Origin of the sequence: Acidocella sp. (genome assembly GCF_028687955.1) — a bacterium.
Lineage (GTDB): Bacteria > Pseudomonadota > Alphaproteobacteria > Acetobacterales > Acetobacteraceae > Acidocella.
Map to the genome: position 1 here is coordinate 1 of NZ_JAQTZC010000032.1, position 22,400 is coordinate 22,400.

20 protein-coding genes and 1 pseudogene are annotated in these 22,400 nt (G+C 63.2%); 11 read left to right on the forward strand and 10 right to left on the reverse strand.

The window, feature by feature from the left end; all coding sequences use genetic code 11:
- Window positions 1–119: 119 nt before the first annotated feature.
- Window positions 120–548 (reverse strand): annotated as a pseudogene (locus PHE40_RS05995) (IS5 family transposase); the annotation flags it as partial.
- 456 nt (window positions 549–1,004) lie between these two features.
- On the opposite strand from PHE40_RS05995, the gene PHE40_RS10965 reads away from it, so the two are divergent.
- The gene (locus PHE40_RS10965) at window positions 1,005–1,163 is read left to right on the forward strand and encodes a DUF6538 domain-containing protein (RefSeq protein ID WP_366523590.1); all 159 of its coding nucleotides are present in this window, start codon (window positions 1,005–1,007) and stop codon (window positions 1,161–1,163) included.
- Between the two features lie 44 nt (window positions 1,164–1,207).
- Here PHE40_RS10965 and PHE40_RS10970 read toward each other — a convergent pair whose 3' ends face one another.
- Both PHE40_RS10970 and PHE40_RS06005 read right to left on the reverse strand, forming a co-directional pair.
- The gene (locus PHE40_RS10970; protein ID WP_366523588.1) at window positions 1,208–1,417 is read right to left on the reverse strand and encodes a hypothetical protein; all 210 of its coding nucleotides are present in this window, start codon (window positions 1,415–1,417) and stop codon (window positions 1,208–1,210) included.
- Between the two features lie 75 nt (window positions 1,418–1,492).
- A complete protein-coding gene (locus PHE40_RS06005) occupies window positions 1,493–1,894 on the reverse strand; it encodes a hypothetical protein (protein WP_366523591.1) in 402 nt (133 codons plus the stop codon).
- Between the two features lie 228 nt (window positions 1,895–2,122).
- Between PHE40_RS06005 and katG the strand changes: the two genes are divergently transcribed.
- On the forward strand, window positions 2,123–4,303 hold the full coding sequence (gene katG, locus PHE40_RS06010) for a catalase/peroxidase HPI (protein WP_299959432.1): 2,181 nt from the start codon (window positions 2,123–2,125) through the stop codon (window positions 4,301–4,303).
- A 135-nt stretch (window positions 4,304–4,438) separates the two neighbouring features.
- On the opposite strand, the gene PHE40_RS06015 is transcribed toward katG, so the two are convergent.
- Both PHE40_RS06015 and PHE40_RS06020 read right to left on the reverse strand, forming a co-directional pair.
- The gene (locus PHE40_RS06015) at window positions 4,439–4,852 is read right to left on the reverse strand and encodes a hypothetical protein (RefSeq protein ID WP_299959435.1); all 414 of its coding nucleotides are present in this window, start codon (window positions 4,850–4,852) and stop codon (window positions 4,439–4,441) included.
- Window positions 4,853–4,943: 91 nt separating this feature from the next.
- A complete protein-coding gene (locus PHE40_RS06020; protein ID WP_299959437.1) occupies window positions 4,944–5,510 on the reverse strand; it encodes a hypothetical protein in 567 nt (188 codons plus the stop codon).
- A 45-nt stretch (window positions 5,511–5,555) separates the two neighbouring features.
- On the opposite strand from PHE40_RS06020, the gene PHE40_RS06025 reads away from it, so the two are divergent.
- Complete coding sequence (locus PHE40_RS06025; protein ID WP_299959440.1) at window positions 5,556–6,515, forward strand: homoserine kinase; 960 nt, start codon at window positions 5,556–5,558, stop codon at window positions 6,513–6,515.
- Window positions 6,505–6,981, forward strand: a complete 477-nt coding sequence (rnhA, locus tag PHE40_RS06030) for a ribonuclease HI (RefSeq protein WP_299959442.1) — start codon at window positions 6,505–6,507, stop codon at window positions 6,979–6,981. The genes PHE40_RS06025 and rnhA overlap by 11 nt, the downstream gene beginning before the upstream one ends.
- 12 nt (window positions 6,982–6,993) lie before the next feature.
- Here the strand turns inward: rnhA and argJ are convergent, their stop codons facing one another.
- Both argJ and PHE40_RS06040 read right to left on the reverse strand, forming a co-directional pair.
- Complete coding sequence (gene argJ, locus PHE40_RS06035) at window positions 6,994–8,223, reverse strand: bifunctional glutamate N-acetyltransferase/amino-acid acetyltransferase ArgJ (RefSeq protein ID WP_299959445.1); 1,230 nt, start codon at window positions 8,221–8,223, stop codon at window positions 6,994–6,996.
- Complete coding sequence (locus PHE40_RS06040; protein WP_299959448.1) at window positions 8,223–9,104, reverse strand: peptidylprolyl isomerase; 882 nt, start codon at window positions 9,102–9,104, stop codon at window positions 8,223–8,225. The genes argJ and PHE40_RS06040 overlap by 1 nt, the downstream gene beginning before the upstream one ends.
- Before the next feature lie 409 nt (window positions 9,105–9,513).
- Here PHE40_RS06040 and secA point away from each other — a divergent pair, with 409 nt between their 5' ends.
- Complete coding sequence (gene secA / locus PHE40_RS06045; RefSeq protein ID WP_299959451.1) at window positions 9,514–12,213, forward strand: preprotein translocase subunit SecA; 2,700 nt, start codon at window positions 9,514–9,516, stop codon at window positions 12,211–12,213.
- 127 nt (window positions 12,214–12,340) lie between these two features.
- Here the strand turns inward: secA and smc are convergent, their stop codons facing one another.
- The 3 genes from smc to PHE40_RS06060 are packed head-to-tail and all read right to left on the reverse strand — an operon-like array spanning window position 12,341 to window position 17,128.
- Window positions 12,341–15,871 carry a chromosome segregation protein SMC gene (smc, locus tag PHE40_RS06050; RefSeq protein WP_299959454.1) on the reverse strand — a complete coding sequence of 1,177 codons (3,531 nt, stop codon included), beginning with the start codon at window positions 15,869–15,871 and terminating at the stop codon, window positions 12,341–12,343.
- Window positions 15,872–15,882: 11 nt separating this feature from the next.
- A complete protein-coding gene (locus PHE40_RS06055; protein ID WP_299959457.1) occupies window positions 15,883–16,593 on the reverse strand; it encodes a DsbA family protein in 711 nt (236 codons plus the stop codon).
- 55 nt (window positions 16,594–16,648) lie between these two features.
- The gene (locus PHE40_RS06060; RefSeq protein ID WP_299959460.1) at window positions 16,649–17,128 is read right to left on the reverse strand and encodes a DUF721 domain-containing protein; all 480 of its coding nucleotides are present in this window, start codon (window positions 17,126–17,128) and stop codon (window positions 16,649–16,651) included.
- Window positions 17,129–17,196: 68 nt separating this feature from the next.
- On the opposite strand from PHE40_RS06060, the gene PHE40_RS06065 reads away from it, so the two are divergent.
- The 6 genes from PHE40_RS06065 (at window position 17,197) to PHE40_RS10975 (ending at window position 22,389) form a co-directional block, all read left to right on the forward strand.
- Window positions 17,197–18,120, forward strand: a complete 924-nt coding sequence (locus PHE40_RS06065) for an A/G-specific adenine glycosylase (protein ID WP_366523589.1) — start codon at window positions 17,197–17,199, stop codon at window positions 18,118–18,120.
- The gene (locus tag PHE40_RS06070; RefSeq protein WP_299959466.1) at window positions 18,117–19,121 is read left to right on the forward strand and encodes a dipeptidase; all 1,005 of its coding nucleotides are present in this window, start codon (window positions 18,117–18,119) and stop codon (window positions 19,119–19,121) included. Before PHE40_RS06065 ends, PHE40_RS06070 begins: the two co-directional genes overlap by 4 nt.
- A gap of 198 nt (window positions 19,122–19,319) precedes the next feature.
- The gene (locus PHE40_RS06075; protein WP_299959469.1) at window positions 19,320–19,658 is read left to right on the forward strand and encodes a 2Fe-2S iron-sulfur cluster-binding protein; all 339 of its coding nucleotides are present in this window, start codon (window positions 19,320–19,322) and stop codon (window positions 19,656–19,658) included.
- 397 nt (window positions 19,659–20,055) lie between these two features.
- Window positions 20,056–21,399 carry an aromatic ring-hydroxylating dioxygenase subunit alpha gene (locus tag PHE40_RS06080; RefSeq protein WP_299959472.1) on the forward strand — a complete coding sequence of 448 codons (1,344 nt, stop codon included), beginning with the start codon at window positions 20,056–20,058 and terminating at the stop codon, window positions 21,397–21,399.
- Window positions 21,399–21,893 carry an aromatic-ring-hydroxylating dioxygenase subunit beta gene (locus PHE40_RS06085; protein WP_299959475.1) on the forward strand — a complete coding sequence of 165 codons (495 nt, stop codon included), beginning with the start codon at window positions 21,399–21,401 and terminating at the stop codon, window positions 21,891–21,893. The genes PHE40_RS06080 and PHE40_RS06085 overlap by 1 nt, the downstream gene beginning before the upstream one ends.
- A gap of 73 nt (window positions 21,894–21,966) precedes the next feature.
- On the forward strand, window positions 21,967–22,389 hold the full coding sequence (locus tag PHE40_RS10975; protein ID WP_366523592.1) for an alcohol dehydrogenase catalytic domain-containing protein: 423 nt from the start codon (window positions 21,967–21,969) through the stop codon (window positions 22,387–22,389).
- Window positions 22,390–22,400: the final 11 nt, after the last annotated feature.

Here is a 22,400-nt window from a genome sequence, read left to right on the forward strand (position 1 = left end):
GACCCGCCTCGTCAACGGATGGCCTCAGGCACGCATCGACGAACTTATGCCCTGGTGCTGGAAGCCGACAGCCACAGCCTGACGCAAAAGTCAAAGCCAAATCACAGAGCCGCAGAGCATCGCTTACCCTTGATCTTCTTACCCGCATCGAACCCGCGCGGCCCGCCGGCTTCTGTCGTTTTCACCGACTGGCTGTCGATCACGCCCGCGGTGGGGGATGCCGAGCGTCCAGCCCGTTCCCGCGCCATCGCAACCAAGGCTTGGTTGATGCGTGTGAGCGTGCCGTCACGGCTGAAGCGATAGAAATATGCCTGTACCGTGGTGAAGGGGGCGAACTCCCTGGGGATTTGCCGCCACTGACAGCCAGTCGACAACATGTAGAGAATCGCTTCAACAATCATACGCAGAGATACAGAGCGGGGCCGTCCGCGGGGCGCCGGTGCCGGCATAAAAGGCGCGATCAGCGCCCATTCGGCATCGGTAAGGTTGCTTGCATAGCGCAGCTCATCACGGCAGTATCGCCGCCGAGTGGTTTCGGTCCAGGCCATCGTGACTCCGTCAGTTGTCGCAAACCAACAGAATCACAACCAACTGAAATCACTCAACTATCTTTTTCGTTCAGGTTCTAAAGCGATCGGTATTCAATTGATTACCCTTTGATTAAAATTTTACAATAAATTACCATTACAAGGGTCGCCTGGTAAGCGCAATGAAACCTGTGAGGTTTGTTGAGGCTCAGAAAAAAGGGCAGTCGGGGCTTTTTAGCGGCTCAGGGCTGGAGACGGCGGAGACTAGCCGGACAGCAGCAAATCAAGTTGGCGACGTGCCCGCGATTGCGCTTAACAGCGCCTGCAGGAAAGAAAATTCACAAATATTTCAATGCGTTCCAGTTATTGCCTTTATCGCACCTGGCACGCCAAGGCTTTCAATCCATTGATATCACTGGATATTTTTGGTTTCGTCCCTGCGATGTGACATGGTCTTGTGTCATTGCGGGAAGCCATATGTCAGGTTGTTCATACGTCGAAAGACGGGGCAGCAGGTACTATTTCCGGGTGAGTGTGCCGCTGGATATCGCGGCCATTGCGGGGCGTACGCATGTGGTTGCGGCGCTCGGCCCGCCCCTGCTGCGGCGACAGCATCACAAGCATGGGTCACGCTGAAACGGACATTTTTCAATGACAAGTCGGGACTCACCGAGAAAACATTATGGAGTTACAATCAGGCGTTCAGCGGTTGGGAGGCGTTCATTGGCAGCAAGCCGATTGGCGAAATCCGGCGCCCGGATGTCAAGGCGTTCGCGGATTTCCTGCGTGACAAGGAGAACCCGCGCGGCGGCAAGCTCGACCATAAGACCATCCAGCGCAGTTTGGGGCACATCAAGACGTTCATGATGTGGGCTGTGGCTGCCGGGCATGCGGTCGATGACCGGTTTGAGACGGTGGCTGGCCGTGACATGACCACTGAAAATCAGTGAATTGTGTGCCCCTGGCTATTCACATGGGGTAATGGAACCCTTGGTACGCCCCATAAGGCGGATCACAACCTCAATCTCCTTGCCCGTCAGCACCTTCGCCGTCATAAGCCGCTCGGCCAGCATGCGGACGAGCGGGGCTTTGAACTTGAGGAGCTCACACGCCTGGGAATAGGCGCGGTCAAGCCGCTCCCGCACCGATCGAGCCAAATCAGGACGCTGAGCCAGTAAGCTCATGAGTGCCTGGCCAGCCGCGGGTGCGTACCAAATCAGACCTTGCCCTCCCATGCCAAGGCTGAGCTCGATCTGCGCGGCAAGCTGAGTCGCCCGGGCAAGGTCGCTGTCTTCGTGTCCGCCCGCACCAGCGCTAATTTCGCCGAATAGAACTTCCTCGGCCGCGCACCCCCCGAGGGTATCCACTACTACGACGGCGGCTACACCAAATATGTCGCCCGCACGGGGCAGGAGGCGCCAGGGCTGCACGCTTAAGCGCAGCGCGGGATATTCAGTCAATCGATTTCGTCGAATGAAATTTCTCATAACAATCCAGGCACTCTTTCCTTCGAAAATACCTCCCCGTTTGCTATGCTACGGACCTACAGGGTTCCCTTGGCTCAGGGCGGCCTGGACTCAGGAAGGAGACACATAATGAACGACACGTCACATCAGCAGGGCAAATGTCCTGTGGTGCATGGTGGAAACACCTCCATGGGCACGTCGAACACGGATTGGTGGCCGAAAGCCCTGAACCTGGACATCCTCCACCAGCACGACACCAAGACCAGTCCCCTGGGGAAGAGCTTCAATTACCGGGAAGAGGTTAAAAAGCTCGATTTCGAGGCGCTCAAGAAAGACCTCAAAGCCCTGATGACCGACAGCCAGGAATGGTGGCCGGCGGATTGGGGCCATTATGGCGGCCTGATGATTCGCATGGCCTGGCACTCGGCTGGCTCCTACCGCGTCGCCGATGGCCGCGGCGGCGGCGGTCGGGGCAACCAGCGTTTCGCACCGCTAAACTCGTGGCCGGACAACGTCAACCTGGACAAGGCCCGCCGCCTGCTATGGCCGATCAAGAAGAAATACGGCAACAAGCTAAGCTGGGCCGACCTGATCCTCCTGGCTGGCACCATGGCCTATGAATCCATGGGCCTCAAGACCTTCGGCTTCGGCTTCGGCCGTGAGGATATCTGGGCCCCGGAAAAGGACACCTATTGGGGCTCGGAGAAGGAATGGCTTGCCCCGACCGGCAGCGCCAACAGCCGCTACTCCGGCGAGCGTGATCTGGAAAACCCTCTCGCCGCCGTGATGATGGGGCTGATCTACGTGAACCCCGAAGGCGTCGATGGCCGCCCCGATCCGCTGCGCACCGCGAAGGACGTGCGCGAGACCTTCGCGCGCATGGCGATGAACGATGAGGAAACCGTCGCCCTGACCGCTGGCGGCCATACGGTTGGCAAAACCCATGGCAATGGCGATGCCAAGCTGCTGGGGCCTGCCCCCGAGGCCGCCGAGGTCAAGGAGCAGGGCCTGGGGTGGATCAACCACACCACCCGTGGCATCGGCCGCAACACCGTGACCAGCGGCATCGAAGGCGCGTGGACGACGCATCCGATGAAATGGAACACGGGTAAGGGCGGCTACTTCGACTTGCTGCTGCGCTACGACTGGTGGTTGCAGAAGTCGCCGGCCGGTGCGCACCAGTGGGAACCGGTCAACATCGCCGAAGAAGACATGCCGGTCGATGTCGAAGACCCATCGATTCGTCGCAAGCCGATCATGACCGACGCCGATATGGCGATGAGGTTCGATCCGGCATACCGCAAGATCGCCGAGCGGTTTCGCGATGATCCGGCCTACTTCGAGCAAGTCTTCGCGCGTTCCTGGTTCAAGCTCACGCACCGTGACATGGGGCCGAAGTCACGTTATATCGGCCCGGACGTGCCGGCGGAAGACCTCATCTGGCAAGACCCGGTGCCGGCCGGTCGCAAGGATTACGACGTCGCCGCCGTCAAGGCCAAGATCACCGCCGCCGGCCTGCCGATCAGCGAAATGGTCGCAACCGCCTGGGACAGCGCCCGGACCTTCCGGGGTTCTGACAAGCGCGGTGGAGCCAACGGCGCACGTATCCGTCTCGCGCCGCAAAAGGACTGGGAGGGCAACGAACCGGCGCGTCTGGCCAAGGTGCTGGCCGTCTATGAGAAGATCGCCGCCGAAACTAGTGCCAGCGTCGCTGACGTGATCGTTCTCGCGGGCAATGTCGGCGTCGAACAAGCAGCCAAGGCGGCAGGCGTTGAGGTCACGGTGCCGTTCGCCCCGGGCCGTGGCGACGCCACGGATGAAACGACCGACGCCGCCTCCTTCGAGGTGCTGGAGCCGATCCATGACGGTTACCGCAACTGGCTGAAGAAGGACTACGCCGTGCGGGCGGAAGAGCTGATGCTCGACCGTACCCAGCTGATGGGGCTGACCGCTTCCGAGATGACGGTTCTCGTCGGCGGCCTGCGCGTTCTCGGCGCCAATTACGGCGGCACCAAGCACGGCGTGTTCACGGACCGCGAAGGCGCACTGACCAACGACTTCTTCGTCAACCTGACCGATATGGGTTACACATGGAAGCCGGCTGGCGGCGATTTTTACGAAATCCGCGACCGCAAAACCAACGCGCTGAAATGGACGGCGACGCGGGTGGACCTCGTCTTCGGCTCCAACTCGATCCTCCGCGCCTATGCCGAAGTCTATGCGCAGGACGACAACAAGGAGAAGTTCGTCCACGATTTCGTGGCCGCCTGGACCAAGGTGATGAACGCCGACCGGTTCGACCTGACCTGAGCCGAACTCGCCGCCGCCGGATTATACCGGAGGCGGCATTTTCCAGATGGTTTCGCGGTATCGTGACGCCTGACAAAGATAATGACCGGCGCCCGCATTCGAGCCTTGGCGCGCGCACGCCAGACCAAACCTACTTTATCTAGGCCCCGCTGCTTGCGGCCGCCTAAAAATTTCGCCGCCGGTATCTGGGCTTCGCTCCAGTCGGGCTACGCCCTCCTTGCGCGACACCCAGATACCGGCATACGATCCACCAACCCGGCAGAGATTCCACTTATAGAAAGCGAAACGGTGTTCAAACAAACCCGGCCACCTCAGCCGGATGCTGCGCGATCTACTGCGCGCCGAGGATAGCGTCATCGGCCGCGAGAAGGTTGCCGCACTGATGCGCAGGATGGTGGCCCGCAAGCGGTTGCTGTCCTGGTATTCGTCGGCCAGCACATGATCGGACTGGCTTCCGATCTCGGCCGCCAGTCCTGGCCCCACGCCGTGCACGGCCGCCCGGAGCTGCTCGGGATTGAGTTTGGAAAGATGCTCCAGGCGCGTCGCCACGTGAAAACTTTCAAAAAATGCGGATGCTCAGCATCCTGGATTCGCATTTTGTTCGCAAGGTGGAATGGCATCCCGGCAATGTCATCCGGCTTTATGGCCCAATGGCGGGATGAGCGGCGGCGTAGCTGAGCTGCGCCGGCGTCATTTCGAAACCAACGAGAATCTGCGTCCGCGCGCTATCGGGCGTGTTGGGCAGCTCTACCTTCATTTCCTTGGTGGCCGCTTGCACGGTGCTGAGGTTGCCGTTGAACTTGAGAGTGATGCTGTAGTCATTTTTCTGCACGATGGCATCGCCCTGGGTGATGGCGACGAAATACGGCAGGGTGATGGGCGCGCCCTGGTTGGCGGGGCCGTTGCTGGCGCTGAATCCGGCCCTGAAGCTCACCTCCAGCAGGTTTTTCTTCACCTTCAGCAGGCAGGACCCCGCGACTCCGGTAACCCGCGCGGTGGTGATCTGCGCGCCCACATCGGAACGGCCAGGCAGGAAGGTGGTTAAATTCTGCGCCTGGGCAAGCACCGCCACCTGCGGGCAACATTGCTGCACAACCGGCTTGGGGGCGGGCGCCACGGCCGGGCTGGAGGATGCCGGGGTGGAGGCGCAACCGGCGAGGGTGGCCAGCATGACGAGCGAAAGCAGGGGGGCGGTGAACTGTTTCATGGCACCTCCCTTGCCAGATTTTTTTGTAAAGGTCATCTACGCGCCATGGCGGTTTATACAGAAGTTACGGACGAGGCCCTGGCCGAATTCCTCACGCACTACAACATCGGCTCGATGGTCGCCTTCCGCGGCATCGCCGAGGGAGTAGAGAACAGCAACTACGCGCTGAAAACCACGCAGGGGGATTTCATTCTCACCCTGTACGAAAAGCGGGTCGACCCGGCGGATCTGCCCTGGTTTCTGGGCCTGATGGAGCATCTGGCCGCGCATGGGCTCTCCTGCCCGCTCCCCGTGCGTGCGCGCGATGGCAAAAACCTCAACCCGCTGGCTGGGAAGATCGCCGCCATCACCACCTTTTTGCCCGGCGTGTGGCCGCGCCGGGTGCTGGTGGAACATTGCGAGCCGCTGGGCGCGGCGCTTGCCCGGCTGCACCTGACAGGCGAGGGGTTTGCGCCCAAGCGCGCCAACGCCCTGGGGCCTGATGCCTGGAACGATTTGTTGCAAAAATCCGCCCCCCAGGCTGACAGCGTACAACCCGGGCTTGGCCAGGAGCTGGACGCGATGCTGCACGGTATCGTCGCCAACTGGCCGCGCGGCCTGCCCAGCGGGCATATCCACGCCGATTTATTCCCCGATAACGTATTTTTCCTAGACGGCGAGATCTCCGGGCTGATCGATTTCTACTTTGCCTGCACCGATATCTACGTCTATGACATCGCCATCTGTCTCAACGCCTGGTGCTTCGAGAAGGATTTCAGCTTCAACGTCACCAAATCGCGCGCGCTGCTGCGCGGCTACATAGCCCACCGCGCGCTCAGCGAAGCCGAAACCGCCGCCTTGCCCGTGCTCGCCCAGGGTGCCGCCATGCGCTTCCTGCTCACCCGGCTCTACGACTGGCTGAACACGCCTCCTGGCGCCATGGTCACCCCCAAGGACCCGCTGGACTACTACCGGCGCCTGCGTTTCCACAATGCCGCAAAAGGTGCCGCCGCCTATGGCCTCTGATCCATCCGAGAACGCCGTCGAGATCTGGACCGACGGCGGCTGCCGCCCCAACCCCGGCCCTGGCGGCTGGGCGGCCATCCTCAAGTTCAAAGGCGCGGTGAAGGAGCTTGCCGGCGCCGAGGCCGAGACCACCAACAACCGCATGGAGCTGACCGCCGCCGCCGAGGCGCTGGGCGCCCTCACCCGGCCGTGCCGCATCGTGCTGCATACCGACAGCCAATACCTCAAAGACGGCATCACCCGCTGGCACACCGGCTGGGTGCGCAAAAACTGGCGCACTGCGGGGGGAGATCCGGTGAAGAACATGGATCTGTGGAAGCGCATCCTGGAGGCCGCCAAGCCGCACGAGATCGACTGGCGCTGGGTGAAGGGCCATTCCGGCAACCCGATGAACGAACGCGCCGATGAGCTGGCCACCCAGGCCCGCGAAATGCTGGAGGCCGATGCCCGCAGCGCCCGGGGTTAGCTGGGCCCGGGGTTAGCTGCGGTAGGAGCCGTTGATGTCGATGTAGCCGTGGGTGAGATCGCAGGTCCACACGGTGGCGCGGCCCTGGCCGAGGCCGATATCGACCTCGATGTTGATTTCCCGCCCCTTCATGTGGGCGACCACGGGGGTTTCGTCATAACCGGGGACGATGCCGCCGGCCTGCGCCATCCAGGTGCCGCCAACGGCGACGCCAAGCTTGTCGCGGTCCGCCGGTTCGCCGGCCTTGCCCACGGCCATCACGATCCGGCCCCAGTTGGCGTCTTCTCCGGCGATGGCGGTTTTCACCAGCGGCGAGTTGGCGATGGCCATGGCGATTTTGCGCGCCGAGGCGTTGGAAACAGCGCCGTCCACGGTTATCTGCACCAGTTTTTGCGCGCCTTCGCCGTCACGCACCACCATGAGGGCCAGATCGTGCATCACCTCATGCAGGGCGCGGCGGAAATCGCCCAGCTCGCCGGGGTCCTCGGTGGGGGCGTTGCCCGCCTGGCCGGTGGCGAAGAGCAGCACCGTGTCAGATGTCGAGGTATCAGAGTCGATGGTGATGCAGTTGAAGGTGGTATCCACCCCCTTGCTCAGCATCGCCTGCAAGGCGGGCGCGGGGATCGCGGCATCGGTGAAGATGAAGGAGAGCATGGTCGCCATATCAGGCGCGATCATGCCGCTGCCCTTGGCGATGCCGGTGACGCGCACCTCCACCCCGCCCAGCCGCGCGGTGCGGGTGGCGGCTTTGGGGAAGGTATCGGTGGTCATGATGGCTTGCGCCGCCTCAGCGAAGCGGTCTTCGGCCAGGTTGGCTTTCAGCGTATCCAGCACCGCGACGATTTTATACGCCGGCAGCGGCTCCCCGATGACCCCGGTGGAAGCTAGAAAAATCTCGCCCGGCGTGGTGCCCAGCGTGGCGGCGGCGGCGGCGGCGGTGGTCTCCACCGCGCGCACGCCCAGGATGCCGTTGAACACGTTGGCGTTGCCCGCGTTCACCACCAGGCCGCGGGCGAGACCGCCTTTAATGGCTTCGCGGCAATAGCTCACCGGCGCGCCGGGGCAGAGGTTTTTGGTGAAAACCCCGGCCACCGCCGTGCCTTCGGCGAATGCGGCAAGCAGTACATCCGTGCGGCCCTTATAGCGGATTCCCGCCTCGCCCGTGGCCAGCCGCACCCCTGCCAGGGGTGGCAGTTCCGCCAGCGGCAGCGCCAGCGGGGAGGTGGGAATCGGCTCCGCCATTATTGCGCCGGCGCGGCCTGCGGAGCGGCGGTGCCGTCCGCGTTGTAGACCTCAACCTTCACCTTGCTGCGTACATCGGCCAGCGTGGCCTTGATGGCTTTATCGGCAAGGTCCTGACGGATCTGCGCCTGCACATCGGCCAGCGCCGGGGTCGGCCCCTGGCGCTTGCCCTCACAGAGGATGACATGCCAGCCAAACTGCGTCTGCACCGGGGTCTTGGTGTATTGGCCGGGCTTCAGCGCAAAAGCGGCGTCCGCGAAGGCGGGAACCATTTCATCCTGGCTGAACCAGCCCAGCTCACCGCCGTTGGCGGCACCAGGGTCGATGCTGTCCTTCTTCGCCATGGTGGCGAAGTCAGCGCCCTTGTTCAGCTGGTCGATGATCGCCTGCGCCTCGGCCTGGGTTTTCACCAGGATATGGCGGGCGTCGACCTGTTCGGGGCCGGGCTTGCCGGCATAGTCCTGGTTGTAGGCGGCCTGCACGGCGGCGGGCGACACGGAAGCGGCGATGTGCTGCTGCACATAGGCGTTTTCCAGTTTCACATCGGCGGCGGCGGCCATCGCGGCGGCAACGGCGGGGTTTTTCTCCAGACCTTCCTTTTTGGCGGCAACGAGCAGCGCCTTGCGGTCAATCTCCTGGCTTACCAGGATCGGAAACAGCTGGTTGGGCGGCATCTGCTGCATCTGCGGCGGAATATCCTGCGCGTCGGCCTGAATATCGCTGAAATGGATCTTCATCCCGTTGACCGAGGCAACCACCGGGTCAGCCTGCGCCGCGGGGGCGGCAGCGGCGGGTTTCGCCGGGGTGGACTGGGCAAACGCGGCCGGACCGGCGAGACCCGCCATCAGAGCCAGGGCCGAAATCTTGAGAGTGAGACGCATGGAGCAAAATACCTTCCAGTTTTGCGCACCTATGAGCCAACTGCCGAAATCCGGCAAGGCGGGGAAGCCGGCTTGTTGCCGGGCGCAAGGTGATTTTGTATGCCCGCGGCATGATCATCCGCCCCCGCTCCACCGCTTTTTGGCCTGTGGTTCTTCCTGCGCGGCTCCATCATTCCTGATATCGCCTCCCGGCTGGTGGCCGTGCTGGCTATTTCCATCGCGGCCGGGCGACGGCGATGAGCGCCATGCAGACCGCCTGCGCCCGGAGCAATTTCTGCTTTTATAAAATTTACGCAAAGTTTTTACAGACGTGCGGGCGCGAAAAACAGGCCGCGAATTGACCCTGCCCCCCCCCGCGACTATGTGAACGGCGCAGAACTCTCTTTAGATATGCGGAATCCGCCCAGAAATGTTTGCCAGTCTTGCCCGCGCCGTCTTCGGTACCAGTAACGACCGTGCCTTGAAGGGGTTCCGGCGCCGCGTCGCCGCGATCGCCGCTTTCGAGCCAGCGCTGAGCGCGCTCAGTGATGAGGCCCTGCGCGCGAAAACGGTGGAATTCCGCGAACGGCTGGAAAAGGGCGAGAGCCTGGACGAGCTGCTGGAGGAAGTCTTCGCGGTGGTGCGCGAGGGGGCCAAGCGCGTGCTGGGGCTGCGCCATTTTGACGTGCAGATGATCGGCGGCATGGTTCTGCATTCCGGCAAGATCTCGGAGATGAAGACCGGCGAGGGCAAAACCCTGGTCGCCACGCTGGCAGTGTATCTCAACGCCCTGCCCGGGCTTGGGGTGCATGTCGTCACCGTGAACGACTACCTAGCCAAGCGCGACGCCGAGTGGATGGGCCAGCTCTACCGGTTTTTGGGGCTGACCACGGGGATCATCATCCCCGGGCTGGACGATGCCCAGCGCCGCGAGGCCTATGCCGCCGATATCACCTACGGCACCAATAACGAACTCGGCTTTGATTATCTGCGCGACAACATGAAGTACCGGCTGGAGGACATGACCCAGCGGCCGTTCAACTTCGCCATCGTCGACGAGGTGGACTCCATCCTGATTGACGAGGCGCGTACGCCGCTCATCATCTCCGGCCCCTCCGACGAGCCGACCGAGCTGTACAGCAAGGTTGACGCCGTGGTGCAGGCGTTTTTGCAGCGCGGCCGCAAGGAGGACGGCACCCACGAATTCTACGAGAAAGACGAGAAAGCCCGCACCGTGGTGATGACCGACCACGGCTCGGAGATCGTGGAGGACATGCTGCGCGAGGCCGGGCTGCTGACCGAAGGCAATCTCTACGATATTTTCAACATCTCGCTGGTTCACCATGTGCAGCAAAGCCTGCGCGCGCGCGTGATCTTCACCCGCGATGTTGATTACATCGTGCGCGACGGCAAGGTGATGATCATTGACGAGTTCACCGGGCGCATGCTGGAAGGCCGCCGCTATTCCGACGGGCTGCACCAGGCGCTGGAAGCCAAGGAAGGCATGACCGTGGAGCGCGAGAACCAGACTCTCGCTTCCATCACCTTCCAGAACTACTTCCGCCTCTACCCCAAGCTGGCCGGGATGACCGGCACGGCGATGACCGAGGCTGATGAATTCGAGCAGATATATAAGCTCCAGGTGGTGGAGATCCCGACCAATGTGCCGGTCAGCCGGATTGACCATGACGACGAGATCTACCGCACGGCACCGGAAAAATACGAAGCCGTGGCCAAGCTGATTACCGAATGCCGCGAACGCGGGCAGCCCGTGCTGGTGGGCACCACCAGCATCGAGAAATCCGAGATCATCTCCGAGCTGCTGAACCGCAAAAACATCAAGCACAGCGTGCTCAACGCGCGTTTCCACGAGCAGGAAGCCAAGATCGTGGCGCAGGCCGGGGCGCCGGGCGCCATCACCATCGCCACCAACATGGCGGGCCGCGGCACGGATATCAAACTCGGCGGCAATTACGAGATGCGCGTGGCGCTGGAGCCGGAGACGCCGCCGGAGGTGATCCGCGCGGAGATCGAGGTTAACCATGCCAAGGTGAAAGAGGCGGGGGGGCTGTTTGTCATCGGCACCGAGCGCCATGAGAGCCGGCGCATCGACAACCAGCTGCGCGGACGCTCAGGCCGCCAGGGCGACCCCGGCGGCTCGCGCTTCTTCCTCTCTCTGGAAGACGATCTGATGCGCATCTTCGGCTCCGAACGCATGGGCGGGATGCTGCAAAAGCTCGGCCTGCGCGACGGCGAGGCGATCATCCACCCGTGGATCAACAAGGCGCTGGAGAAGGCGCAGAAAAAGGTTGAGACGCGCAACTTCGACATGCGCAAGAACGTGCTGAAGTATGACGACGTGATGAACGACCAGCGCAAGGAGGTTTATGCCCAGCGCCGCGAGTTCATGAGTGCTGAAAATGTCACGGCCGTGGTGGCGGAAATGCGCGAGGATGTGATCACCACGCTGGTGGCGCTGCGCATCCCCGAGCGCGCCTTCGCCGAGCAGTGGCAGAGTGCTGAGCTGGCGGAGGATGTTGCCCGCGTGCTGGGGTTCAACCTGCCGATCGTGGATTGGGCGGCGGAAGAAGGGATTGATGAGAACCATCTGCGCGAGCGCATCATCGCGGCCGCGCAGGCGCAGGCGGATGACAAGGCGCAGCGTTTCGGTGCCGAGCTGACCAACTATATCGAGAAATCAATCCTGCTGCAGACGCTTGACCATGTGTGGAAGGAGCATCTGCTGGCGCTGGATTATCTGCGCCAGGGGATCGGCCTACGCTCCTACGGCCAGCGCGACCCGCTGAACGAATACAAGCGCGAGGCTTTCAAACTCTTCAATGCCATGCTGGATGAATTGAAAGAGCGTGTGACCAGCCTGGTCGCCCATGTGAGCATCGCCGAGGCGCCGCCGGCACCGCCACCGCCGATGACGATGGAGAACCACCCGCTGCCGGGCGGGATGACCGGTGAGCTGGCCCTGGCCGAGCCGGTGGTGCAGGCCCAGACCCCCTACCGCGAGGATGAGGTGGACCCCGCCCGTCCGGAAACCTGGGGCGCGACGCCGCGCAACGCCGCCTGCCCCTGCGGCTCGGGAAAGAAGTATAAATACTGTCACGGGAAGATTTAGCGCGCGATAGGCTTGGGTCGAGGCAAGAGCGCCCGCCGATCGCGCTCTAAATCTTTGGTAAGAGGCTGATTCACGCTTCCGGCTCGCTCAGCAGAACGAACCTAAAACGATCGCGCTCTGGCCCCGGCTATTCGGCCGCCAGCGCCTGCCCGGGGTCCACCATTTCCACGGCCTTTGAGAAATCCACCGAAAGCAGGCGAGAAATGCCGCGTTCCTGCATGGTCACGCCGTAGAGGCGGTCCATCCGCGCCATGGTGAGATGGTGATGCGTAACCACCAGAAAGCGGGTGCCGGTTTCGCGCACCATGTCTTCCAGCAGGGTGCAGAAACGCTCGACATTGGCGTCGTCCAGCGGGGCGTCCACCTCGTCGAGCACCGAGATCGGCGCGGGATTGCATTTGAACACGGCGAAGATGAGCGAGAGCGCGGTGAGGGCCTGCTCACCACCCGAGAGCAGAGAGAGGGTGCTGAGTTTTTTGCCCGGCGGCTGGGCATAGATTTCCAGCCCGGCTTCCAGCGGGTCATCCGAGCCGACCAGCGCGAGATGCGCCTTGCCACCGCCGAACATGCGCGAGAACAAGAGCTGGAAATGGCGATCGACCTCGTTAAATACGGCCGAAAGCCGCTCGCGGCCCTCGCGGTTGAGGTGGCCGATGGAGCCGCGCAGCTTGGCGATGGCGGTGGTGATCTCGGCGCGTTCGCGCTCGATGGTGACGATGGCCTCCTCCGCCTCGGTGACCTCGATATCCGCGCGCAGGTTGACCGGGCCAACCTCCTCGCGCTCACGCGTCAGGCGCTCCCAGCGCCGGCGGGCTTTCTCCTCAGCCTCGGCGGTGAGTTCAGCCGGTGGCTCCGGCAGGGCCGGGTTGGCGCCCAGGCGCTCCAATATGCGCTCGGCCACGGTGCCCCAGGCATGGTTTGCGGCGGCGATGTTGCCTTCCTCACGGGCGCGGGACTCACGTGCGGCGCTGAGCACGCTCTCGGCGGCGCGGGCGGCGCGGGCGGCGGAATCAGCCGTGCGTTGCGCGTTGTGCAGTGCCTCGGCGGTGCGGCTGTGGGCGGCTTCGGCGGCGGCCTGGCTCTCCAGCGCCTCGCGCCTTGCGGCGGCGGCCTGTTGCGGGGCGGCTTCCAGCATCACGATCGCGGCGGCGGCTTCATCGTGCCGGGCAGCGAGGTCGGTCAGCCGGTCGGCGGCGTCAATTCCGCGCTCATTCCACCCTGCCATCTCGTTGTTAAGGGATTCCAGGCGGCGGGTGCGGGCGGCGTCAGCGGCGCGCAGGGTCTCAAAATTCTGCCGGGCGGCGGATTCGGCCTGGCGGGCCTTGGTGAGCGCGGCGCGGGCGGCCTCCACGGCAGCACGGGCGGCGTTTACATCGGGGAGTTGCGCGGCGCTGGCCTTCACCTGGGCCAGGGCGGCATCGGCCTCGGCGGCTTCATGCGCCAACTGGTCACGGGTGGTGCGTGCACTGGCCTCCCGGGTGTCGGCGCGCTCGGCCTCGGCGGTCAGGCGGATGGCTTCGGATCGCGCGCGGTCAAAACGCTGTTCGGCGGCGCGGCGGGCCTCGCGCGCGGTGGTCTCGGCGGCGCGGCGGGCTTCGCGCACATGGGCCTCGGCGGCACGGGCGGCGTGTTCGGCGGCTTCGGCGGCAGTACGCGCCTCGCGGGCCTGGGCGGCGGCATCGCGCGTGGCGGCGCGCTCGCGTTCCAGCTCGGCCAGGCGGTTGCGCTGCTTCAGCCGCACGGCGGCCTCCGAGGCGGCGCCGGCGCGCACGGTATAACCGTCCCAGCGCCACACCGCCCCCTCACGCGAGACGAGGATCTGCCCGGCGGTGAGGTTGCCCTGCTGCAAATTGCCGTCCGCCCCCTCGGGCAGCAGCAGGATATGCGAGAGCGCGCGGGTGAGCGCCGCCGGGCCCTGCACCAGATTGGCGAAGGTTTTCAGCGGCACCACGGTGAGTTCCAGCGGCGGCAGCTTGCGCCAGTGGCGGGCGGCGTGTTCATCGGCGCTGGCGGATAGCTCCTCGCGCAGTGCTGCGCCCAGCGCGGCTTCCAGCCCTGGGGGGACGGTGATCTGGTCGAGAATCGGCGCCGAATCGCGGCCGAATTTCTGCGCCAGCAGGGCGGTCAGCGCGTCAAACTCGGTGGTGATTTTATGCGCGGCCGCCTCCGCCGCGGCAGCCTCCGTGCGGGCGGCGGCCAGGGCGCTCTCGGCGGCGGTGCGCGCGGCGGCGGCCTCGGCTTCGGCCTGTGCGCGGGCGGCCTCGGCAGCGGTAACCGCCTCGCGCGCGGCCAGCAGGGCAGCCTCAGCGGCGGTGCGCTCGGCCTCGGCGGCGGCAAGGCGCGCGGGCGCTACCATGCTGGCGGCGATTTTATTATATTCGGCCAGCGCCTCGGCGGCGCGGGTGGCGGCGCGGCGGGCGCGCTGGTCCGCCTCGGCCAGGGCGCGGCGCGCGGCCTCGCCCTCGGCGGCAATGCGGGCGGCCTCCTCGGTGGCCCGGGTCGCGGTGGCCTCGGCGGCGCGCATCGCCTCCAGCGCGGCATCCTCGGCGCGGCCGGCTGCCTCCAATGCGGCGGGGGCGGAGACCGTCTCGGCCAGCAGGCGGGTTTGTTCCTCCTCCAGCCGGGTGCGCGCGGCCAGGGCATCAGCCACCAGTTTTGTGGCGTGGGCATGGTCGCGGGTCAGCGCATCCAGCCTTGTGCGGGCCTCGTCCAGCGCGGCGCGGGCACGGTTTTCCACCTCGGAGGATTGTTCAGCCGCGATGCGAGCACGCTCCAGGCTGGTGCGCGACTCGGCCTCGGCCGTGCGCAGTTCCGGCAGCGCGGCTTCGGCGCTGGTGGCGCTGGCGGCGGCCTGCCCGGCGGCGGCGGCGGCCTCGCTCACCCGTGTTTCGGCCAAGGCGAAGGCTTCGCGCGCGGCATCACGCGCCAGCACGGCCATGGCGCGCTGGATGGCCAGCAGCTCCGCCTCCGCGGCGCGGATATTGCCCGAGAGATTGCGGTAGCGCGTGGCCTGGCGGGCCTGTTTGCGCAGCTCGGTCAGCCGAGCCTCGATCTGGGCTTTCAAATCATCGGCACGGGAGAGATTCTGTTCAGCGGCCTTGAGTTTCAGCTCCGCCTCATGGCGGCGGGCGTGCAGCCCGGTGATGCCGGCCGCTTCCTCCAGCAGGGCGCGGCGTTCATCGGGCCGGGCGTTGACCAGCGCGCCGACGCGCCCCTGGCTGACCATGGCCGAGGCGCGGGCGCCGGAGGCGAGGTCCGCGAACAATGTCTGCACGTCGCGGGCGCGGGCCTCCTTGCCGTTGACACGGTAGGAGCTGCCCACGCCGCGCTCGATCTTGCGCGAAATCTCCAGATCGGCCGATTCGTGGAAAGGCGGCGGCGCCAGCCCTGCGGTTTCCTCCAGCGTGAGGGTGACCTCGGCCAGATTGCGCGAGGCGCGCCCGGCGGTACCGGCGAAGATTACGTCTTCCATCTCGGTGCCGCGCATGTTGCGGGCGTTGGCCTCGCCCATGGCCCAGCGCAGCGCCTCGATGACGTTGGATTTGCCGCAGCCGTTCGGGCCGATCACGCCGGTCAGCCCCGGCAGAATTTCCACCGTGGTGGCATCCGCGAAGCTTTTGAAACCGGCGATGCGCAAACGGGCGAAACGGGCTGGCACGGGAGCTCCTGTTATCCGGCGGCTTTGGCCACGGCGGCGGCAAAATCATCATACGGCATCGCGCCGGGGTACATTCGGCCGTTGATGATGAAGGTGGGGGTGGCGTCGATATGGTCGAGCGCCTCGGCCTGCTGCTGGCCCTGCAGGATAAAGGCTCTCAGCTTATCGTCCGCCAGGGCGGCGTTGAAGGTTGCCTGGTCCATCCCGGCCAGGGCCGCGTATTTGAAGAGGGAGGTGCGATAATTTTCGTTGGGCTGGAAGGCCCAATCGTTCTGGGCGGCAAACAGCGCCTCGATGAAGGGGTAGTATTCATCTGGCGGGAGGTAGCGCGCCACTTGGGCGGCCATCAGCGCCACCTGGTCGAGCGGGAAATCATGGTAGATGATTTGCAGCTTGCCGGTATCAACCAGCTTGGGCTTGACCTGCGGCATGGTGACAGTGGCGAATTCCGCGCAATGAGTGCAGGTGAGCGAGAAATATTCATACGCCGTGACGGGGGCGTTGGGCGAGCCGATGGAGCGTTGGCCGAACGGTGAATTGGGGCCGGTATTGGCGGGAGTCGGGACGCTGGCGGGCACAACCGCCGGGGCGGCGGCGAGCGGCGTGCTGGCGGCGGCCGGGGCGATGGGCTGGTTGCGCCCGCGCAGGTAAAGCGCGGCCCCGCCGGACACTGCGGCGGTAGCACCCACTAGGGATAGTATGTTACGGCGTGTTGCAAGCATTTTAACCTCTATATCTAGTGTAAGCAAATTCAGGCGGATGAGTCGAATCGTAAATTCAGCCGCGGCTTTTAATCCCCTGGTAGAGCTTAGCCAGCGCCTCGCCCAGCGGGCCTTCGGGCAGGTCCGGCGGCGGGGGGATGGGCGCGCGCGGCATGGCCCGGGGGGCGGGCGCGCCAACACCTGGCGCCTGCTGCACAAAGCGCAGGCGCTCAACCATGCTCTGCCCCAGGGACAGGTTGAGCCGGGAGATGATCTGGGCGGCGCGCATCTGCAGCTCCATCGCAGTGGGGCCGGTGCAGGCCAAAGTGAGCGTGCCGGCGGCGAATTTGAGCGGTGCGGCGCGCGCGGCAAGCTCCGGCCCGGCCAGCTGGGGCCAGTCCGCCAGCAGCGCGGCGGCGGCGGGGGCGCGTCGGCGGAAGGCCGGGCGCAGCACCGGCGCCAGCAGGCCCGCGATGCCGCGTGGGGCATAGTTGCGCGGCCTCTCTGCAACCGGCACATCCTGGTTCTGTGAAACCCGTTTCCTGCGCTCCGCCACCCGCTAAAAAACTCCTGTCATGGTATGCCGCCCACCGGCGGCACCTGCCCTGGCGCGCCGCCCCTGGCATGCTCGCCGCACCCTACCATGTGTGGCTCTCGGAGATCATGCTGCAACAGACCGTGGTGGCGACCGTAACGCCCTATTACGCGAAATTTTTGGCCGCGTATCCTACAGTTGAGTCATTAAGCGCGGCGCCGGTGGAAAGCGTGCTCGAGATGTGGGCGGGGCTTGGTTATTATGCACGCGCGCGCAACCTGCATGCCTGCGCGCGGGCGGTGGCGGGGCTGGGGGCATTTCCGCGCAGCATCGAGGGGCTGCGCGCGCTGCCCGGCATCGGCCCTTACACGGCCAACGCCATCGCTGCGATCGCCTTTGGCCTGCCGGCGCTGCCGGTGGATGGCAATATCGAGCGAGTCGCGGCGCGGATTTTCGCCATCGCCACCCCGCTGCCCGGCGGCAAGAAGGAAATCGCCGCGGCGGCCGGGGGGTTCATGGAAGATAAAGCCGCGCGCGCCGCCCCCAGCGATTTCGCGCAGGCGCTGTTCGACCTTGGTGCCACCATCTGCACGCCGCAAAACCCCGATTGCGGGCGCTGCCCCTGGGCGCGCCATTGCGCCGCGAGGGCGCGGGGCATTGCCGCCGCCCTGCCGGTGCGCGCCCCCAAGCCCGCGCGCCCGCACCGCACCGGCACCGCCTATGTGCTGCTAGATGCCGCCGGAGACGTGCTGCTGCTGCGTCGCCCGCCAAAAGGGCTGCTGGGCGGCATGCTGGTGCTGCCCGAAGCGCCGCCTGTTGCCGCGCGCTGGCGCGATGCCGGAGCGGTTGAGCATGTGTTCACGCATTTTTCGCTAACACTGAAGGTGCTGGCGGCGCGGCGCAAAACCCTGCCCGGCGGCGCCTTGCGCGCACCCGCCGCCACCGCCCCGCTGCCCAGCGTGATGCGCAAGGCGCTTGACGCTGGCCGCCTGGCGCTGGACGATGCGCCATGACTGCAAATCCGCACGACAGGCTAATGGCCATTGATACCCATGTCGACATTCCCTGGCCGGACGGCCCCAGCCCGTTCGAGGACGGGCCGCGCTGCGTCGACCTGCCGAAACTGAAGGCCGGGGGGATCGCGGGGGTTTGCTTTGTCGCCTATGTGCCCCAAGGCCCGCGTGACGATACCGGGCATCTCGCCGCCAACGCCCGCGCATGCGCGATGCTGGACGAGATCGCCGCGATGGCCCCCGCGAGCGGGCGCGGTGGCATGCTGGCGCCCACGGCGGATGGGATCGAGGCGGCCTTCAACGCCGGGCGCACCGCGATCATCCCGGCGATTGAAAATGGTTACGCGATCGGCAAGGACATCGGCGCGCTCGACGATTTCGCCGCGCGCGGGGTGCGCTACATCACCCTCACCCACAACGGCCACAATGAGATCGCCGATGCCGCGATCCCCCTGCCCCGGCTGGGCGATACGCCGGTGGAACACGGTGGCCTCTCCGCCTTTGGCCACGAGGTGGTGGCCCGCATGAACGCGCTTGGCATGCTCATCGATGTTTCCCATGCCGCCAAAACCAGCATGATGCAGGCGGCGCAGCTCTCGCGCGTGCCGGTGCTGGCCACCCATTCGTGCGTGCGCGCGTTGTGCGACCACCCGCGCAACCTGGATGACGAGCAGCTCGACATGCTGAAGGCCACCGGCGGGCTGGTGCAGGTGACCATGGTCTCCAACTTCCTGCGCCCCAAGGCGCGCGCGGCGGAGCTGAGCGTCGCCGATATCGTTGACCATATAGACTACGCGGTGCGGCGCATCGGGGTTGAGCATGTCGGCATCGGCACGGATTTTGACGGCGGCGGCGGCGTGAGCGATTTCATGAACGCGGCGCAGGCGCCCAACCTCACCGCGGAGTTGTTCCGGCGCGGATACGAAAAGGCGGATGTGGCGAACATCTGGGGCGGCAATTTTCTGCGCCTGTTGCGCCAGGCGGAAGCGGCGCGGGTTTAGCCCGCAATACAACATAATTTTTATGCTGAAGTTTGTAAAAATGTCGAAATTATTGTTGACACCATCCCGCCGATCCCCGATAAGGACACAGCGACAATGGAGGGGGTGTAATCACCTTCCAGCGATGGAGAGAGACATGATCCAGCCTGTGCGTTCCGTCCCCCCGATATTTTGCCCGCCTTGTGGCGGAGCTGTTGCTTGAGCGCCGTTTACACCATTGAAGTCGAGGGGGCCGGGGTAGCGGCCTGTTCGGATGCCGAGCGTGTCCTGGTCGCGCTGGAGCGCGCGCAAGGCCTCGGCAAGCTGAAAGGCCTGCCCCGTAAGTTACCCGTCGGCTGCCGCCGTGGCGGCTGCGGGATCTGCCGCGCCCGCGTGGTTGCCGGGCAATACCGGCACGACCCGATGAGTCGTGCCCATATTTCTGAGGCGGATGAAGCCGCGGGCCTGGTCTTGTCCTGCGCCATCTATCCGGTCACTGATCTCTGCCTGCGGTTTGAAACCTCGCAACTTAAAAAACCCAATCAACGAAACGACTGATATAACCTAAGGAACCGCTGCGTAGGGTAACTTGGTTCCCTGGCGGGTTGGAAGCCTACCCGGACGGCCCTGGCGGTGATGACGGCGATTTGAGAGGGCATGCCCGCTACGCCGTGTTCCAGTTGGCCGAGGTCGCTGTGCCGCATGACCTGTTCCGTCGTATCCTCGACATGATCGACGATCTGCGACCACGGGAACCAGCACCATGCTGACGACAAAAGCGAATTGCTCGGGGTAAACGAAGGGCGACGCGCAAAAAATTTTCCGTTATTTTTGAATTTTGATTTACATCAAGGAAGTCATCAGAACATCGCAGCATATAGTGTTTATCCCTTTAAGGCATGCAACTTATCCCTTTAAGGCATGCAACTGGAGCAAATCTTCGCAAGGAGGAAAAATGGACACGATTGGTTCCCTCAGGGAAGGGAAATTTGGCGATGACTTTGGTGCACTACTGCAAGATCGTGGCGGGTTGCGTTGCCTTGACAGGCGTGTATTTATCGATCCCGAATTGTACGAGAAAGAGTTTAAGGCAATTTGGGAAAAAGTTTGGGTATTTGTTGGTCACGAAAGTCAGTTGCCCAGTCCAAGATCTTTCTTCACGGCATGGGTGGGACGAATACCGGTCATCGTCTCACGAAACAAATCTGGCGAATTTAATGTTTTTGCCAATATCTGCCCGCACCGGGGCGCCACGCTTTGCCGGGAGCGTAAAGGCGTAAAGGCGAATTTCGTCTGTTCATTTCACGGGTGGGCCTTCAACGATAATGGCCAACTCATTTCACCAATGAATGAAAATGATGGCGGTTATCCTGACGAGTTCGACAAGGAAAGTCTCGGTCTGAGGCGACTCAAATTCGGTAATTATCGTGGATTTCTTTTCGCCTCACTTAATAACGACGTCGAGCCTATCGAAGATTATCTCGCCGAGAGCAAGGCCTTCATTGACATCATTGTCGATCAGTCGCCGCAAGGAATCGAAGTTCTTAAAGGCAGTTCAACCTATACCTATAATGGCAATTGGAAGCTGCAGGCGGAGAACGGCGTGGATGGCTACCATGTCGCTGCGGTGCACGCCAACTACGTTGAAACCACGCGTCACCGTGCCGCATCCAAGGCGACGGGCGAAAAGACCAAGACACTGAATGTCGGGGACTTCCCGAACTCTCGCGGCGGGTACTATGACCTTGGAAATGGTCATACGATACTCTGGAGCGAGTCGACCAATCCGCAGGATCGCCCGCTTTATCAGATGCGCGAGGAACTTGCCCAGCGCATGGGCAAGGTGGCCGCGAAGTGGGCGGTAACAATGTCACGCAATCTTCTAATCTATCCAAACGTTTTTCTCATGGACCAGATGAGTACGCAGATCCGGATTTTCCGGCCACTTGCCGTCGATAAGACCGAGGTTACCATTTATTGTTTCGCACCTAAGGGCGAGCCACTTACGGCGAGGGCACACCGCATCCGTCAATATGAGGATTTCTTCAATGCTAGTGGAATGGCGACTCCAGATGATTTAGCTGAGTTTAACGCAACGCAAGTTGGCTATGCAGCCCACTCTGCAATGCCTTGGAGCGATATGTGCCGTGGAGCAGCACATGAGATTTCCGGTGGCGATGAGTTTGCGCGCGAATTAGGTATTTCGCCGCGTTCAAGCGGCACCAAGATCGAAGACGAGGGGATATTCGTCGCCCAGCATAAGCGCTGGCTCGAACTCATGCAGACGGGAGCGCTATAATGCAAGTTTCTCTTGAAGAGCGATTCGCGATTGAGGATATTCTCTCCAAAGAAGCGGAGAGTCTTGATAACCGCGATTGGGACAGCTGGTTGGCATTATTTACCGAGGATGTTGAGTTTTGGGTACCCTCTTGGGATTCGGAGGATGAGCTTACCAAAGATCCAAATGCTGAAATATCCTTGATGTATTACAAAGGACGTAGCGGATTGGAAGATCGGGTTTTCCGAATCCGGACTGGCCACTCCGCTGCTTCCACGCCAATGCCGCGCACATGTCACATCACTGCCAATCCTCGCATCGAGAAGGCAGAGTATGGCTTCCAAGTTACAGCTCGCTGGATGGCATCGGCCTTTAGGCAGGAAACGTCTATGACCTACTACGGTTCCTATCACTATCGGCTTGTGGGTAATACCCAGGCCCTTAAAATTGCTGCCAAAAAAATTGTGCTCTGCAACGACCTAATTTCAACACCGCTTGATATTTATAATATTTGAAGAGCCAAGGAAAATGGGGTAGATGTTGGCCATTCAAAAAATGTCAGCGGGATTGGGGCACGTTTGGCCGACAATGGTTGATGTCCCTGCAGAGCCCCGCGGAGACGAGGCTTTGCTCCAGGTAGAGGCGGCGGGCACATGCGGCACCGACCTTATGACAAACAAATGGGAAAAGTTTGCACACCGAATGCGCCCCCCCCCTATTCTTTGTCATGAGTTGAGTGGCATCGTGATAAAGACTGGCCCCGAGACGCGACGGATTCACCCTGGCATCAGGGTGAGAATCGAAAGTCATCTGCCTTGCGGTAATTGCTATACCTGTCATCGTGGCTGGAGCCATGTGTGCCCGAACACGTTGTCCCAAGGTATTGACTTCAACAGTGGGTTCGCCCCTCTGGTAAACTTACCAGAAAGATGCCTGTGGCAAGTGCCAGAGGGCATTTCAAATACGGCGGATGCAAAGATGAGCCGTTCAGATGCGGATTCATCTGTCTGATGAACATCGCC